Genomic DNA, 15,498 nt, shown 5'->3' with positions numbered 1-15,498 from the left:
CTTCTCACGGCAAGCTTTACTCCGTCATGGTGCATCGAATAACTCATCTTCACCCATGCGTCCGTGAGACCTCACTAGTTAAGCATATTGTCTTTCCATCTTATACCCACTTGATTTACTACATGCAGTTCCGAGTAGTTATTGGACTTTGACTCTTTTTGCAGCCTTATCCCTGTAAGTAGCCTTATATCAAGTTTCTGTGCGTTGGGTCAGATATTTGCCGCTGACTTCTTTCAGATTCCGCGTCACCACGGACACCCTTGTCTCTCTGGCTAGACGATTCCCACTACTAGGGCTCGTTAGGGACTTGCACCCATTAGACAACACACATGCTAGTCAAACAAAAAGGGTGCGTCACAGACATATGACACACCCTCTTTATTGTTGTCGGAGGTCTGTTCTTATTATCCTCCGAAATTATCGAAACGAATCATATCGTCTTCCACTCCGAGTGAATGCAGAAGGTCGAGCACGGTCTTCGCCATCATTGGCGGTCCGCAGAGATAATACTCACAATCCTCAGGGTCCTCATGCTGCTTGAGATAGGTGTCGCCCATCACAGGAGCCACGAAGCCCGGCGTATACTTCACTCCCGCTGCATCTGCCTTCGGGTCCGGACGGTCGAGGGCGAGGTGGAAATGGAAGTTAGGATATTCCTTCTCCAGCTGCAGAAAGTCGTCGAGGAACGGTATCTCCTCCAGTGCACGCGCTCCATAGAAATAGTGCATCTCACGGTCACGGCAGTTTCTCGTTCTCAGCATATGCATGATCTGAGCACGCAGCGGAGCCATTCCGGCGCCTCCGCCCACCCATATCATCTCGCGCTTGGTGTCGTATTGCGGACGGAACTCACCATAAGGTCCCGACATGACGACCTTGTCGCCCGGCTTCAGCGAGAAGATGTATGACGAGGCGATACCCGGACTGACATCAAGGAATCCCTTGCCCTGGTCTTTCGGCTTGAAAGGCGGCGTGGCGATACGAACGTTGAGCATGATGATGTCGCCCTCATCGGGATAGTTTGCCATAGAATAAGCACGGATGGTAGGCTCGGTGTTCTTGCATTTCAACGAGAACAGTCCGAAGTCTTTCCATGCCTGCATATATGTATCGCCGATGAGCGACTTGTCGATATCCTTGTCGAAATCCATATCGAAGGCTGGAATACGGATCTGAGCGTAGGATCCCGGTTCGAAGTGCATGTGCTCTCCCTTTGGCAGAGCCACGGTGAACTCCTTGATGAAGGTGGCAACGTTGCGGTTTTCTATCACCGTGCATTCCCATTCCTTCACTCCCATCACCTCTTCGGGCACCTTCACTTCCATGTCGCCCTTCACCTTCACCTGGCAGCCCAGACGCCAGTTGTCTTTAATCTCCTTGCGCGAGAAATGCGGTTTCTCGGAATCGAGAATCTCGCCGCCTCCACGCAGCACCTGGAGTTTGCACTGTCCGCAGCTTGCCTTTCCGCCGCAAGCCGACGGCAGATGGATGCCGTTGTCGTTGAGGGAGTTCATCACGGTGTCGCCCTGCTCCACTTCTATCACGTTGGAGCCATTGACGGTGATTGTCACCTTGCCGCTCGGACTAAGATATTTCTTTGCGACCAGCAGCACTATCACGAGCACGAGTATCACTGCAAGGAATACTCCGATGCTGGCCAATATATAACTGATGTTCATTGTTTGAAATCTGTTTAAGTTATTCTGTCAACTTATCTACTCGTCTATATTTTCAATCCCGAGAAACACATCATCGCTATCGCCATGAGTCCTACGACTATAAACGAGATCCCGAGTCCCTGTAATGGCTTCGGCACATCGCTATACTGCATCTTCTCCCTTATGGCTCCCATGCTCACGATGGCGAGAATCCATCCCAGACCAGAACCGAGGGCATATACGAAGGCATCGCCCACACTGCCCAGATACTGGGTGTTTGAAGGGTCGAGGTTGATTCGCTGCTGCATGAAGAGCGACGCTCCCATGATGGCACAGTTAACGGCGATGAGGGGCAGGAAGATACCGAGCGCTCCATAGAGAGTCGGCGAGAAACGTTCAACCACCATCTCCACCAGCTGCACGATGCCGGCGATTACCGCGATGAAGAGGATAAACGAGAGATAGCTCAGGTCTACCCCCTTGATGATACAGTCGGGGCCGAGCACCTTGGTCTGCAACAGGTAGTTGGCAGGCACGGTGACCACGAGCACGAACGTCACAGCGACGCCGAGACCGAGCGATGTCTTCACGTTCTTGGATACGGCAAGGAACGAGCACATGCCGAGGAAGAATGCGAAAATCATGTTGTCCACGAAGATGGACCTAAAGAAAAGGTTTATCAAGTGTTCCATTTACTTCTCCTCCTTGTAAAAATAAGCACGATGAATCCATATCACCACTCCGATGAGGATGAGCGCCATGGCAGGCATGGTCATCGTTCCGTTGTTCAAATATCCCATTTCGTAAACACTCTTTGGCAGAATTTCAAATCCGAGCAGCGTTCCTCTGCCGAGCAGCTCTCTCACCGCTCCCACCACCACGAGGATGATGCCGTAGCCGAGTCCGTTGGCGAAACCGTCGACAAACGACGGCCAAGGCTTGTTCTGCATGGCGAAAGCCTCAAGACGACCCATAAGGATACAGTTGGTGATGATGAGTCCTACGTAGACAGAGAGTTCCACGCTGACATCATAGACGTATGCCTTGAGCACCTGGCTCACGATGGTAACGAGGGCTGCCACCACAACGAGCTGCACCACGATACGGATGCGCGTTGGCACGGTGTTGCGGATGAGCGAGATGATGAGGTTGCTGAATGCCGTGATCACGGTCACGGCAAGTCCCATCACAAGGGCAGGCTTGAGCTGCGACGTGACGGCGAGTGCCGAACAGATACCGAGCACCTGAACGAGCACCGGGTTCATGAAATTGAGAGGCGCTGTGAAAACGCTTTTTATCTTATTTTCCATATTATCATTGCTTCTTTAAATGATTACTGTTTCTCACCGTCGCCAGCGTCGTTGGCTTCAGTCTGTGAGGTCTGTCCGGCGAAGAGTTTCCTGTATTTTGCGAAGCCCTCCTGCAACATGTCGCTCACTCCCACCGAGGTGAGGGTAGCTCCCGTAACGGCGTCGACCTCGCAGCTCTTGTCTTTTACTTCGCTCGCCTTCTTCACCTTTATCACCGGTTTGCCGTCGGCGCCATAGATGGTCTTTCCGCGGAAGAGGTCTTGCCATGCCTTTGAGTCCTTGATTTCAGCTCCCAGTCCGGCAGTCTCGCCCTCATGGTTGAAGTATGCGCCATAAATGGTGTTGCAGTCTTCGTTAACGGCGATGTATCCCCAGATCGGTCCCCAGAGTCCCATACCGTAAACAGGCACCACGAATTTGTGCTTGCCGTCTACGGTGCAGTAATAAACTGCGAGTTTGCCTGCCTTGTAGTCGGCGCTGTTGAGAAGGAATCCTGCAGTCTCGCCACCTTTTCCGCCCTTGGCTATCTCTTTGCCGTCGGCATTGATGACAGCGTCGCGGTCTACCACTTTTGCATACTGTTCGGCACTCTCCTGGTCGGAGAGGTTGCGGATGTTGAGGGCGGCAAGTATCTGCTTCTTCTTGTCGAGCGCCACGTTGACGTCTTGCGCCGGCTTCAGCGAACTGCTCACAAAGGCGAGCAGGAAAGCCACCACTACAACCATTATGCAGCTGTATGCTATGATGTATGTATTGCTATTCTTGTTCATAATCAGTATTTTATACCTTATTGTTATTTCTTGGCTCGTTTCATTCTCTTGCTGATGTTTGCCTCAACAACATAGAAGTCGATTGCCGGAGCCATCATGTTGCCGAAGAGGATGGCGAGCATCATTCCCTCTGGATATCCGGGGTTCATCACTCTGATGATTACGGCGAGTGCGCCGATGAGTATGCCGTATATCCATTTGCCGGTCTCGGTGCGTGCCGATGTCACAGGGTCTGTAGCCATGAACACCGCACCGAAGCAGAATCCGCCCAGCACAATATGCTCATACCACTCCACAGGGGTCTGTCCTGTGGCCTGGAAAATCGCTGCCATCACGCCTCCGCCGAGGAACACGCTGAGCATAGTCTTCCATGAGGCGATGCCTGTCCAGAGGAGTATCACGGCTCCGATGGCTATCGCTATGACACTGGTCTCGCCGATACTGCCGGGAATGAGTCCCACGATGCTGTCGAAAAGCGATGCCGACGGTGCAGAGCCCTGTGCCATCTGTCCGAGAGGAGTGGCGCAGGTGAAGGCGTCGGGCAGCGTGTTGCCGAGTCCGAAGATGCTGTCGGTGGCAACCCACACCGAGTCGCCGCTCATCTTCGTAGGATAAGAGAAGAAGAGGAACGCACGGGCGAGAAGTGCCACGTTGAAGATATTCATACCGGTGCCGCCGAAGATTTCCTTACCGAAGATTACGGCGAATGCCACTGCGATGGCGATACACCACAACGGGCAGCCAACGGGGAGAATCATCGGGATGATGATACCGCTGACGAGGTAGCCTTCCTGTATCTCCTCACCTTTCCACTGTGCCCAGGCAAATTCTATTCCCAGACCTACCACATAGCTGACGAGCAGCTTGGGCAGCATCACAAGGAATCCGTAGGCGAACATCTCCAGGAGGGTGCCTGTCTGGTGTGCTGCGGCATAGTTCTGGTAGCCGATGTTATACATTCCGAATAGGAGTGCCGGCAGCAGTGCGATTACCACCATACTCATTATACGCTTTGAGTCGATGGCATCGTGGATATTGGTGCCGCTCTTCGATGTGGTGTTCGGGACATATAGGAATGTCTCGAAGCCATCGAAGACGCTGCGCAGCGAATGCAGCTTGCCGCCTTCTTCGAAGTTCGGCTTTATTTTGTTCAGATAGTTTCTTAAAAATGACATGGTCTGTTGTATTTATAGTTAGCTGTTTTCCTTTCTCAATATGTCGAGTCCCTGACGCACGATGTGCTGCAGCTCGAGCTTGGAGGAGTCAACGAACTCTGCCAGGGCGAAGTCTTCAGGACTCACCTCATATATGCCGAGCTGTTCCTGCTTGTCGATGTCGCCGGCGATGATTGCCTTGATGAGATATTCGGCATAGATGTCCATAGGGAACACCTTGTCGTATTCGCCGCTCATTATCATGTGGCGCTCGCCGCCTTTCACTCTGGCATCGAGGCGATACTCCCTGTTCTTGCCGAAGAGCCATGAGAAATAGCTTCTCGACACGCTGAACTGCTTCAGGCGTGGCATTATCCAGCCTGCCAGCTCGTCGGCGTCGTTGCCTTCGGGGATTATCGTCACCTCGCTGGTGTGTGCGCCGAGGAAACGGCTGTATGATGCAGCACCTGTGTCGGCAGTTTTCTCCACCGGTTTGCCTGTCAGAGGGTTGCCCATGATGATGCGCACGTTGTCGCCACGGTAGGCTCCTGCCACGAGGGTTTCGATGTCCTGTCCCACGAGCATGTCGGCGTAGCATGGGGCTGTAACCTCAGAACCGGCGAGGGCTACCGTGCGACGGAGGTCCACGCGGCCGCTATTGAAGAGTCTGCCGAAGAATATCACCGCCGTAGGGTCTACGGTCCATACCACTTCGCCCTTGTTCACGGGGTCGATGTGATTGACCTGCACTCCCACGTTGCCTGCCGGGCACTTGCCCTTGAAGGTCACCACCTCCACATCGGCAGCGCTGATGTTCTGCTTGTCGCCGACGCCGAGATAGGTCTTCGCCATCTTGCTGAGCGCCGTGAGTCCTGTCTGGAAATCTTTCTCCTGTCCCTCAAGTTCGAATTCGAAATCGCCTGCCAGCGGCATATCCCTGAGAGCGGAAACGAAAATAGCTTTAGGCTTTGTCTGCGGATTGGTTGACACGGCATAGGGCAACTGGTTGATATAACCGAAGAGGCCCGCTTCGAGAAGTGACTTCTCCACATCGTCGCCGGTCATCTCTTTCACGTTTTTCACTCCGAAGTCAACAAACTCCTGATTTGCGTCGGCTTTCACCCTCACGCTGAGGAGCTTTCGACGGTCGCCGCGTTCTACAAGACAAACTTCTCCGCTGACCGGTGAAGAGAATCCCACTTCGGGATAGTCTTTGTTGATGAACAATACATCGCCGGCCTTGACTCTGTCGCCTTCTTTCACCATCACCTTTGGTTTAACTCCCTCAAAAGAGGATGGCGTGAGGGCATACACCTCACCGGGCTTCAAGACGCGCTTTGTCTTTTCTGCCTTGCCGGCAAGGTTGATGTCAAGTCCACGACTTAATCTAACAAATTTTGTCATAAAATACTTGTTTAATTATTTTGCTAAGACACTTATACCATTGGAAACAAATTCTCGGCAAAGATATAAAAAGTATTTATATTATCATATAATTTGGATTTTAAAAGTCTATTAACTATTTAATAAAATGAGGTTTACCCTACCCTTTGTCAAGCGTATATTACAAATCACATGCACTGTGGCAAGCAATTTGTGAATTAGGAGACCAAAGCGAACAACGCGCCGCTGACATATATTTGGTTTCTCTCTGGGTTTTCGGATTTCCGAATCTACAGCCCGTACCTTTCACCACAATTATAGTCTTTCCATAAAAAAGATTTGGCACTTAAAGAGAAATGACGTAAATTTGCACACGCATTGACATTTTTTATCGCAGATGGAAAATTGACAATTTTATCACATGATGGGAATCGACAAAACTACAGACATTCTGAAACAGGCGGCGGAGAGTCTATTATCTCCGGAATGCTCCACGGGAGGCCGTCTACGACTGCATTGCGATGGCAAAGGATTGCTTTCGGACAATGGCATTGAGGAAATTTTGAAGCGTTTCCCACCTTATTTTATATCAGTACATCCGGCGGTGTTACCGTGTCAATACAAACACACTCTCAAGACAATAAGCAAATAAGTATCATAGATTTTTAATTCAATAATGGAACAGGAATTTGAGCTCATCGCCAAAACCTTCATGGGTCTTGAGCCCGTATTGGCACAGGAGCTAACGCAACTCGGAGCTAACAACGTAGAGATTGGTCGCCGCATGGTGTCGTTCACTGGCGACAAGGAGATGATGTATCGCGCTAACTTCCAACTGCACACGGCGATTCGTATCCTAAAACCGATAAAGCATTTCAAGGCCCAGAGCGCCGATGATGTTTATAACGAGGTGAAGAAGATTGACTGGAGCAAGTATCTCGACCTGAAAGATAGCTTCGCCGTTGACTCCGTGGTATTCTCCGACGAGTTCCGCCACTCTAAGTTCGTGGCATACAAAGTGAAAGACGCCATCGTTGACCAGTTCAGAGAGAAGACCGGCAGCCGTCCGAACATCTCGGTGTCGAACCCCGACATACGCCTCAACATGCACATCGCCGAAGACCGCTGCACGCTGTCGCTCGACTCGAGCGGTGAGAGCCTGCACCGTCGCGGATACAGACAGGAATCGGTGGAAGCTCCTCTGAACGAGGTGCTTGCTGCCGGAATGATCCTCATGTCGGGATGGAAGGGCGACACCGACTTCTACGACCCGATGTGTGGTTCGGGAACTATCGTTGTGGAGGCTGCCCTCATAGCACGCAACATGGCACCTGGACTCTTCCGCAAGGAGTTCGCATTCGAGAAATGGAAGGATTTCGATGCTGACCTCTTCAGCAGCATATACGACGACGACTCGCAGGAGCGTGAGTTCACACATCACATCTACGGTTCTGACGTGGACATGAAGGCTGTGAACACTGCCATCATGAATGTTAAGGCTGCCGGACTGAGCAAGGACGTGACAATCACATGTGCCGACTTCAAGGACTTCAAGCAGCCAGAGGGCAAGGCTTTCATGATAACCAACCCGCCATACGGCGAGCGTATCTCTACACCGAACCTGCTCGGAACATACAAGATGATTGGAGAGACGCTGAAGCGCAACTTCAAGAACGGCGAGGCCTGGGTGTTGAGCTACCGCAAGGAGTGTTTCGACGAGATCGGACTGAAACCGTCGCAGAAGATTCCTCTCTATAACGGTTCGCTGGAATGCGAGTTCCGCAAATACCTGATGTTCGAAGGCGGTTTCCGCGAGTTCCGCAGCGAGGGAAATATCCTGAAGACTGAAGAGGAGAAGAAGCAGATGGCTGAAAAGCACCGCTTCAAGGAGCACCGCGAATTCAAGAAGCGTCTCGACGAACCGGAGCATCTGGACGAGGAGGAAGACATCCGTTCGTTCAAATTCCGCAAGAGCCCGTATGCCGACGCACTGAACTTCGGCAAGAAGGCTGACAAGAAGCCGAGAACGAAGACCCGCCGTGATTTCGACGACGACGACAACCGCCGCGGACGCAAGAACTACGACAAGGGCGGAAAGAAGTATGACCGTGGCGACCGACGTGGCGGAAAGAACTTCGACAGGGGATATGACAGAAAAACAAAAAAGTTTTAACTGATATAATGATGAATAAAAACCTTATCAAGACGGTGGCACGACGAGTTGCCGCTGCTGCCGCCTGCATTCTGATCACTATGAACGCAGCAGCACAGTTGAAGCAGTTCTCACTCGAAGACCTGAACTTCGGTGGAACGAACTACCACAACATGATTCCAGAGTATCGCAACATCACATGGTGGGGCGACGAGCTCGTGCTCCGCAACGCTGAGGAGTGTAAGCTCGTGAACAAATCCAACGGCAAAGAGACTACTCTCTTCACCGAAGCACAGCTCAACGCATGGGCGAAGACCAACGAGGATTCCAAGATACTGAACCTCGGCTGGGCACAGTTCCCATACGCCGGCAAGAGTCTCGTGCTCATCGCCAACAAGCAGGAGCGCATGCTCATCGACTTCAAGAAGAAGACGGTGGTATGGCGCCAGGCTTCAAAGGGACAGGAGTTTGCCGACTGGAACAACGCATCGAAGGCTGTGGCATACGTTAGCGACCACAACCTCTACGTTATGGACGCTGAAGGAAAGACGACACAGCTCTCTACCGACGGCAGCCGCGAGATTGTATACGGACAGGCTGTACACCGCAACGAGTTCGCCTCGATGAAGGGCACATTCTGGAGCCCGGACGGAACGAAGCTCGCCTTCAACCGCATGGACCAGTCGATGGTGGCTGACTATCCTCAGGTGAACACCTTCGAGCGTGAGGCCACCTATGAGCCTGACAAATATCCTATGTGCGGAATGACGAGCCACAAGGTGACAATCGGCGTGTATGACATGAAGACGGGAAAGACGGTGTATCTGAAAGCCGGCGACCCTACTGACCGCTATTTCACCAACCTGGCATGGGCACCGGACGGCAAGAAGGTGTATATGTTTGAACTGAACCGCGACCAGAACGACTGCCGCCTCACCGCATACGACGCAGAGACAGGAGAGAAGACCGGTGAACTGTATCGCGAGGTGGACGAGAAATACGTGGAGCCTCTCAACCCTATCGTGTTCCTGCCTTGGGACAAGTCACAGTTCATCATGCAGAGCCGTCAGGATGGCTACAACCACCTGTATCTCTGTACCCTCGGCATGCACGGCAGCAGAATGGCAAGCAACACGGAGTCGCTCGAAGTAGAGCAGCTGACAGAAGGAAAATGGGAAGTGCTCAGCGTGCTCGGTTTCAACAGCAAGACAAAGAGCATCATATACAAGTCTAACGAGGCAAGCCCTATCCAGCAGAACGTATACTCGGTGAGCGTGGCCAACAAGAAGCGCACACGCATCGATGAAGGCGGCAAGGGATGGCACGAGGGTTCGACAATTAGCGCCAGCGGCAGATACCTGCTCGACAACTACCAGGAGCCTACGGTGCCCCGTCGCATCGTGGCTATCGACACTCAGACAGGCAAGAGCCACTGCATCCTCAACGCCAAGGACCCATGGAAGGAGAAGGGATACAACATTCCGGAATACTCTTGCGGCAAGCTGAAGGCTGCAGACGGCACTACCGACCTCTACTGGAGAATGGTGAAGCCGGTGGATTTCGATCCTAACAAGAAATATCCTACTGTGGTTTATGTATACGGTGGCCCTCACGCCCACAACGTGGACGCACGCTGGCACTACAGCTCTCGCTCATGGGAGACATACATGGCGCAGAAAGGCTATCTGCTCTTCATCCTCGACAACCGCGGAAGCGAGCATCGCGGAAAGGACTTCGAGCAGGCTACATTCCGTCAGCTCGGACAGGAGGAGATGAAGGACCAGATGAAGGGAGTGGAATATCTCAAGTCGCTGCCTTACGTTGATCAGGACCGCATGGGCGTTCATGGATGGAGCTTCGGCGGATTCATGACAATCTCGCTGATGACAAACTATCCTGACGTGTTCAAGGTGGGAGTTGCCGGCGGACCGGTAATCGACTGGAAATGGTATGAGGTGATGTATGGTGAGCGCTATATGGACACTCCGGAGAGCAACCCGGAGGGATATGCAAAGGCTTCGCTCCTGAACAAGGCCAAGGATCTGAAGGGCAAACTGCAGATCATCACTGGTATGAACGACCCTACCGTGGTTCCACAAAACTGCCTCATGTTCCTCAATGCCTGCAGCGAAGCCGGCACTCAGCCTGACTTCTTCGCTTATCCTGGCGAGGGTCACAACATGATGGGCCACAAGAGCGTTCACCTGCATGAGCGCATCACACAGTATTTCGAGGATTATCTGAAATAAACCCCAATTTGGGATAATCACATTTTCTTGACTCTACATCAGTCAAGACTGCTATCACAACGAGGGCTTCTGCGATTTGCAGAGGCCCTCGTTGACATAAGGGATATAAAGAAAAGGTGGAGCAGATGAATAAAAATCATCGTCAGTATGCTTGTTTGCGGATAATTATCACTACCTTTGTAAAATACAAAAAACAAACGGCATAATTACCGTTTGGGGAATATGTTAGAGCACCACTGGCAATGGCTCCGCCATGATAATCCGAACCACTCAAAAAGATTCTTCAATATGACATACATTATAATAGTAACCACATCGATTGTCGCATATCTGATACTGAGATACGGATTCGGCATGGACGACCCGGAAACTTTCATGAAAAGCATGGGCATTGGAGTGATAGCAGGAATAGCTCGCTTGGTATACAAAAGCCATAAAAGGGAACAGGAAATCGAGGCCGATGCAGCAACAGAATCTTCAACAACAACCGCATCTTCAACAGACAAGACAATGAAACAAACAGACAACAACACGGAAGGCAGCAGGACGGGAACGAAAGACCTGTGTCTGCAACTGCTCGACAAGCAGGGCATAGAGTATGAACAGGACAAAGAGAACAAAGATGAATACTGGATTGAATACAAAGGCGAGCGGATGTACCTGAGAATGAGCAACGAAAGACCGTTCATCACCATCTTCGACACGTTCTGGAGAAAATACCCGGCGGAAAACCTTGAAATGGTATCGACGGTGAGAAAGGCGATAAACATGGCAAACCTGAACTACAACGGGTTCAAGCTACTATACTCCTTCAACGAAGACTCCATGTGGCTACATACAAGCGTATTCATGCTGATGATTCCGGAGATACCAGACGTGGAGATATTTTTCACCGAAACACTTGACCAAACGATATTCTCACACAGGGCATTCGACGAGGTGATGTTCGAAGTCATGAAAGAACAAAAGAATGATTAACTATAATTACGCACTATTGTGTGACAGTAAAATACATACCAAGTTATTTTTTCACCGTCACTATTTGGCGATAAACACTTTATATTGTAATTTTGCACCAATTATAAACAAAAGAAACTCTATTTAGATTATGAAAATACTCCTTTTAGGCAGCGGCGGTCGCGAGCATGCACTGGCTTGGAAAATAGCACAGAGCAAGAAAGTGGAAAAACTCTTCATCGCTCCGGGCAATGCCGGAACAGCTCTCGTGGGCGAAAACGTGAATATCAAAGCCGACGACTTTGAGGCTCTGAAAAACTTCTGCGTGGACAACGGCGTCAACATGGTGGTGGTAGGACCTGAGGACCCATTGGTGAAGGGTATCTATGATGACTTCAAGAACGACGAACGCACGAAGGACATCCCGGTAATCGGTCCGTCGAAGAAGGGCGCCGTGCTCGAGGGCTCTAAAGACTTTGCAAAGGGATTCATGGAGCGCCACGGCATTCCGACAGCGAAATACAGGACTTTCGACGGAACATCGCTCGAAGAGGGACTGAAATTCCTGGAAACGCTGAAGGCACCATACGTGCTGAAGGCTGACGGACTGTGTGCCGGAAAGGGTGTGCTCATCCTCCCTACCCTGGAAGAGGCAAAGAAGGAACTGCGCGAGATGCTCGGCGGCATGTTCGGAAACGCATCGGCACAGGTGGTGATAGAGGAATTCCTGAGCGGTATAGAATGCTCGGTGTTCGTGCTCACCGACGGCAAGGACTACAAAATCCTGCCTGAGGCTAAGGACTACAAGCGCATCGGAGAGCATGACACGGGCCTGAACACCGGTGGAATGGGAAGCGTGACACCGGTGCCATTTGCAACGGAGGAATGGATGAAGAAGGTGGAAGACCGCATCATCAGACCTACCGTGGAGGGACTTGCAGAGGAGAACATCGACTACAAGGGATTCATATTCTTCGGACTCATCAACGTGGAGGGCAACCCTATGGTGATAGAATACAACTGCCGCATGGGTGACCCGGAGACGGAGAGCGTGATGCTGAGGATAAAGAGCGACCTCGTTGACCTGCTCGAAGGTGTTGCCGAAGGAAATATCGCAGAAAAGGAGATTGAATTCGACGAGAGGGCTGCCGTATGCGTAATGCTCGTGAGTGGCGGATACCCAGAGAAATATGCCAAAGGCTACCCTATCAGCGGAGTTGACCAGGTGGAGGGAAGCATCGTGTTCCACTCCGGCACGGCAATGAAAGACGGCGAAGTGGTGACCAACGGCGGACGCGTAATCGCTGTGAGCTCCTACGGAAAGGACAAGGAGGAGGCTCTGCAGAAATCGTTCACTGAGGCAAACAAGATCTGCTTCACTGACAAATACTTCAGAAGAGACATCGGACAGGACTTGTAGGAAACAACTGCTGCTGAATGAAAAAGAGAATACAGAACAGACTGGCAGAGAGCCGCTTCGCCTTTCCGGTGATGATTATTTATGGCTTAGCGGTATGGCTGGGGGCGGGCACCGTGGCTGAAGGGGCATACCTTCAGCTGGCGTTCTTCGTGGCTTCCACGCTGCTGATGATGATGCTCAACAACACCAACTCGCTGATAAGGATATACAGCCGCATGGTGTCATGCTCGTTCGTGGCAATGACGTGTGCTGCCACATTCCTGTTCAGCTCGCTGGAGAGCTGCGCCACGGGTACGTGTTTCATACTGTTCTATCTCTCGCTGCTGCGTTCTTACCAAGACAAGAGGGCACCGGGAATAGCGTTCTATTCATTCGCATGCCTGGGAATAGCAAGCCTCTTCTTCGTGCAGATTCTGTATTTCGTGCCGTTCCTGTGGATTCTGATGGCATCAAACATGATGGCGCTGACACACAGGATGTTCTGGGCTACAGTGCTCGGACTGGTGATGCCATACTGGTTTGCTGTGGGCTACTATGTGGTGACCAACCAGTTCGACGCATTCATAGACCACTTCGCAGAACTGGCTCAGTTTGAACCGCTCCTGCAATATGAGGCACTCGACATACACCGCATAGCGACATTCGGACTGGTGGTGCTGCTGGCGGTGATAGGAATAATACACTACATGCGCAACAGTTACCAGGACAAGATTCGCACGAGGATGATATTCGAGATGTTCATCACGGTGGACATCCTCTCATTTGTGTTCATCATATTGCAGCCACAGCATTTCGACAATCTGCTGCCGATAATAATAGTCAACACCAGTTGCCTGTTCGCCCACTATGTGGCGCTGACAAGGACCTGGCTCACAAACGTGACTTTCATAGTGATGTGTCTCGCGACATTAGGTTTAACAATTTTCAACTTGATGCCATGACGGAATTTCTTGCACAATTCGGATACCTCGGCATGTTCATATCAGCACTGCTCGCCGGCAGCGTGCTGCCTTTCAACAGCGAAGTGGTGATAGGAGCACTGAAGGTGATGGGACTCGACCCATGGATACTGCTCATAGCCGGAACGGTGGGCAACGTGCTCGGCGGACTGTTCAACTACTGGATAGGCACCTTCGGACGCATGGACTGGATAGAGAAATATCTCCACATCAAAGAGGAGAAGATAGAGAGGGCACAGCGTTTCATGGCGGGACGCGGAGCTCTGATGGCGTTCTTCGCCTTCGTGCCCATAATCGGCAGCGCCATAACTGTGGCACTCGGACTGATGCGTGCCAACCTGCCCGTGACGACATTGAGCATGACGGTGGGCAAGTTCATAAGATACGCACTGATAGTATTCGGAATACAACTGTTCCAATAAACTGATAACACGACTGTCTAAAGAAGATTCTGACAGCAAACAGAAAATGATTTTCTGACTAACAACATAAATATAACATTTAAAATTAAGATTATGAAACCTACATTAGTTTTGCTCGCTGCCGGTATGGGCAGCAGGTATGGAGGACTGAAACAACTTGACGGACTGGGACCTAACGGAGAGACCATCATGGACTACTCTATATATGATGCCATACAGGCTGGATTCGGTAAGATTGTATTCATTATCCGCAAGGACTTCGAGGAGGACTTCAGAGAGAAGATCCTCAAGAAGTATGAGGGACACATCCCTGCAGAACTCTGCTTCCAGAGCCTCGACGCACTGCCAGAGGGTTTCTCTTGCCCTAAGGACAGAGTGAAACCATGGGGTACTAACCATGCGGTGATGATGGCAAAGGATGTGGTGAAGGAACCTTTCTGCGTCATCAACTGCGACGACTTCTACAACCGCGACTGCTTCATGGTGATTGGCAAATTCCTGAGCGAACTGCCGGAGGGAAGCAAGAACAGATATGCCATGGTGGGATTCCGCGTTGGCAACACCCTGTCGGAGAACGGCACCGTTTCTCGCGGTATCTGCTCTAAAGACGCTGACGACAACCTCACCACAGTTGTGGAGCGCACAAAGATAATGCGCATCGACGGCAAGGTGAGCTATATGGATGAAGAGGACAAGTGGGTAACAGTAGACGACAACACTCCTGTTTCCATGAACGTATGGGGATTCACTCCTGACTATTTCGAATACAGCGACGAATTCTTCAAGGAGTTCCTCTCAAAACCAGAGAACATGACAAACCTGAAGTCGGAGTTCTTCATCCCGCTGATGGTAAACAAGCTTATCAACGAAGGCACAGCGACAGTGAAGGTGCTCGACACCACAAGCAACTGGTTCGGAGTGACTTATCCAGAAGACAGACCTGGCACCGTGGAGCGCATACAGAAGCTCGTCAACGACGGCGTTTATCCAGAGAAGTTGTTCTAAGATTTCAAGTTGACGAGTTAACAAGTTGACGAGTTGACAAGTAGACAAGTATACGAGTA

Annotated in this window: 13 protein-coding genes; 7 read left to right on the top strand and 6 right to left on the bottom strand. The window is 51.2% G+C overall.

All coding sequences use genetic code 11. The features are described from left to right. Positions 1-404: 404 nt before the first annotated feature. Genes nqrF through QVO99_RS00410 form a run of 6 tightly spaced genes read right to left on the bottom strand, consistent with a single transcriptional unit; the run spans position 405 to position 6,296 of the window. A complete protein-coding gene (nqrF, locus tag QVO99_RS00435) occupies positions 405-1,679 on the bottom strand; it encodes an NADH:ubiquinone reductase (Na(+)-transporting) subunit F (protein WP_022315611.1) in 1,275 nt (424 codons plus the stop codon). Between the two features lie 44 nt (positions 1,680-1,723). Continuing rightward, positions 1,724-2,350, bottom strand: a complete 627-nt coding sequence (nqrE, locus tag QVO99_RS00430; RefSeq protein ID WP_022315610.1) for an NADH:ubiquinone reductase (Na(+)-transporting) subunit E — start codon at positions 2,348-2,350, stop codon at positions 1,724-1,726. Continuing rightward, the gene (locus QVO99_RS00425) at positions 2,351-2,968 is read right to left on the bottom strand and encodes an NADH:ubiquinone reductase (Na(+)-transporting) subunit D (protein WP_022315609.1); all 618 of its coding nucleotides are present in this window, start codon (positions 2,966-2,968) and stop codon (positions 2,351-2,353) included. It lies immediately after the preceding gene. A 23-nt stretch (positions 2,969-2,991) separates the two neighbouring features. Beyond that, entirely contained in the window at positions 2,992-3,738 is a 747-nt protein-coding gene (gene nqrC / locus QVO99_RS00420) for an NADH:ubiquinone reductase (Na(+)-transporting) subunit C (RefSeq protein WP_022315608.1), read from the bottom strand. Positions 3,739-3,761: 23 nt separating this feature from the next. Continuing rightward, complete coding sequence (locus tag QVO99_RS00415) at positions 3,762-4,913, bottom strand: NADH:ubiquinone reductase (Na(+)-transporting) subunit B (RefSeq protein WP_022315607.1); 1,152 nt, start codon at positions 4,911-4,913, stop codon at positions 3,762-3,764. 18 nt (positions 4,914-4,931) lie between these two features. Then, complete coding sequence (locus tag QVO99_RS00410) at positions 4,932-6,296, bottom strand: Na(+)-translocating NADH-quinone reductase subunit A (protein ID WP_022315606.1); 1,365 nt, start codon at positions 6,294-6,296, stop codon at positions 4,932-4,934. 655 nt (positions 6,297-6,951) lie between these two features. On the opposite strand from QVO99_RS00410, the gene QVO99_RS00405 reads away from it, so the two are divergent. The 7 genes from QVO99_RS00405 to QVO99_RS00375 all read left to right on the top strand — a co-directional run bounded on the left by QVO99_RS00405 (position 6,952) and on the right by QVO99_RS00375 (position 15,439). After that, positions 6,952-8,448 (top strand): THUMP domain-containing class I SAM-dependent RNA methyltransferase, encoded by a 1,497-nt coding sequence (locus tag QVO99_RS00405; protein ID WP_022315605.1) that lies wholly within the window; start codon positions 6,952-6,954, stop codon positions 8,446-8,448. A gap of 8 nt (positions 8,449-8,456) precedes the next feature. Then, positions 8,457-10,676 (top strand): S9 family peptidase, encoded by a 2,220-nt coding sequence (locus QVO99_RS00400; protein WP_022315604.1) that lies wholly within the window; start codon positions 8,457-8,459, stop codon positions 10,674-10,676. Between the two features lie 288 nt (positions 10,677-10,964). Beyond that, positions 10,965-11,654: a hypothetical protein gene (locus QVO99_RS00395; RefSeq protein ID WP_022315603.1), complete on the top strand. Its 690-nt coding sequence runs from the start codon at positions 10,965-10,967 to the stop codon at positions 11,652-11,654. Between the two features lie 130 nt (positions 11,655-11,784). After that, a complete protein-coding gene (gene purD / locus QVO99_RS00390) occupies positions 11,785-13,053 on the top strand; it encodes a phosphoribosylamine--glycine ligase (RefSeq protein WP_022315602.1) in 1,269 nt (422 codons plus the stop codon). Positions 13,054-13,070: 17 nt separating this feature from the next. Beyond that, positions 13,071-13,994, top strand: coding sequence for a hypothetical protein (locus tag QVO99_RS00385; RefSeq protein ID WP_022315601.1), 924 nt, complete (start codon positions 13,071-13,073; stop codon positions 13,992-13,994). Further along, positions 13,991-14,434 (top strand): YqaA family protein, encoded by a 444-nt coding sequence (locus QVO99_RS00380; RefSeq protein WP_022315600.1) that lies wholly within the window; start codon positions 13,991-13,993, stop codon positions 14,432-14,434. The genes QVO99_RS00385 and QVO99_RS00380 overlap by 4 nt, the downstream gene beginning before the upstream one ends. 93 nt (positions 14,435-14,527) lie before the next feature. Further along, entirely contained in the window at positions 14,528-15,439 is a 912-nt protein-coding gene (locus QVO99_RS00375; RefSeq protein WP_022315599.1) for a nucleotidyltransferase, read from the top strand. The last annotated feature ends 59 nt before the right edge of the window (positions 15,440-15,498 follow it).

It is taken from the genome of Prevotella sp. CAG:592 (assembly GCF_000436015.1).
GTDB classification, from domain to species: domain Bacteria; phylum Bacteroidota; class Bacteroidia; order Bacteroidales; family Bacteroidaceae; genus Prevotella; species Prevotella pectinovora.
The sequence above is the reverse complement of the archived record's forward strand: the minus strand, read 5'-3'. Positions and strand labels throughout refer to the sequence as shown.

Coding starts and splice junctions, on each gene's coding strand:
- QVO99_RS00400 (WP_022315604.1), top strand. CDS start 8,457: ATGATGAATAAAAACCTTATCAAGACGGTGGCACGACGAGTTGCCGCT.
- QVO99_RS00375 (WP_022315599.1), top strand. CDS start 14,528: ATGAAACCTACATTAGTTTTGCTCGCTGCCGGTATGGGCAGCAGGTAT.
- QVO99_RS00415 (WP_022315607.1), bottom strand. CDS start 4,913: ATGTCATTTTTAAGAAACTATCTGAACAAAATAAAGCCGAACTTCGAA.
- purD (WP_022315602.1), top strand. CDS start 11,785: ATGAAAATACTCCTTTTAGGCAGCGGCGGTCGCGAGCATGCACTGGCT.
- QVO99_RS00405 (WP_022315605.1), top strand. CDS start 6,952: ATGGAACAGGAATTTGAGCTCATCGCCAAAACCTTCATGGGTCTTGAG.
- QVO99_RS00410 (WP_022315606.1), bottom strand. CDS start 6,296: ATGACAAAATTTGTTAGATTAAGTCGTGGACTTGACATCAACCTTGCC.
- nqrE (WP_022315610.1), bottom strand. CDS start 2,350: ATGGAACACTTGATAAACCTTTTCTTTAGGTCCATCTTCGTGGACAAC.
- QVO99_RS00385 (WP_022315601.1), top strand. CDS start 13,071: ATGAAAAAGAGAATACAGAACAGACTGGCAGAGAGCCGCTTCGCCTTT.
- nqrF (WP_022315611.1), bottom strand. CDS start 1,679: ATGAACATCAGTTATATATTGGCCAGCATCGGAGTATTCCTTGCAGTG.
- QVO99_RS00380 (WP_022315600.1), top strand. CDS start 13,991: ATGACGGAATTTCTTGCACAATTCGGATACCTCGGCATGTTCATATCA.
- QVO99_RS00395 (WP_022315603.1), top strand. CDS start 10,965: ATGACATACATTATAATAGTAACCACATCGATTGTCGCATATCTGATA.
- nqrC (WP_022315608.1), bottom strand. CDS start 3,738: ATGAACAAGAATAGCAATACATACATCATAGCATACAGCTGCATAATG.
- QVO99_RS00425 (WP_022315609.1), bottom strand. CDS start 2,968: ATGGAAAATAAGATAAAAAGCGTTTTCACAGCGCCTCTCAATTTCATG.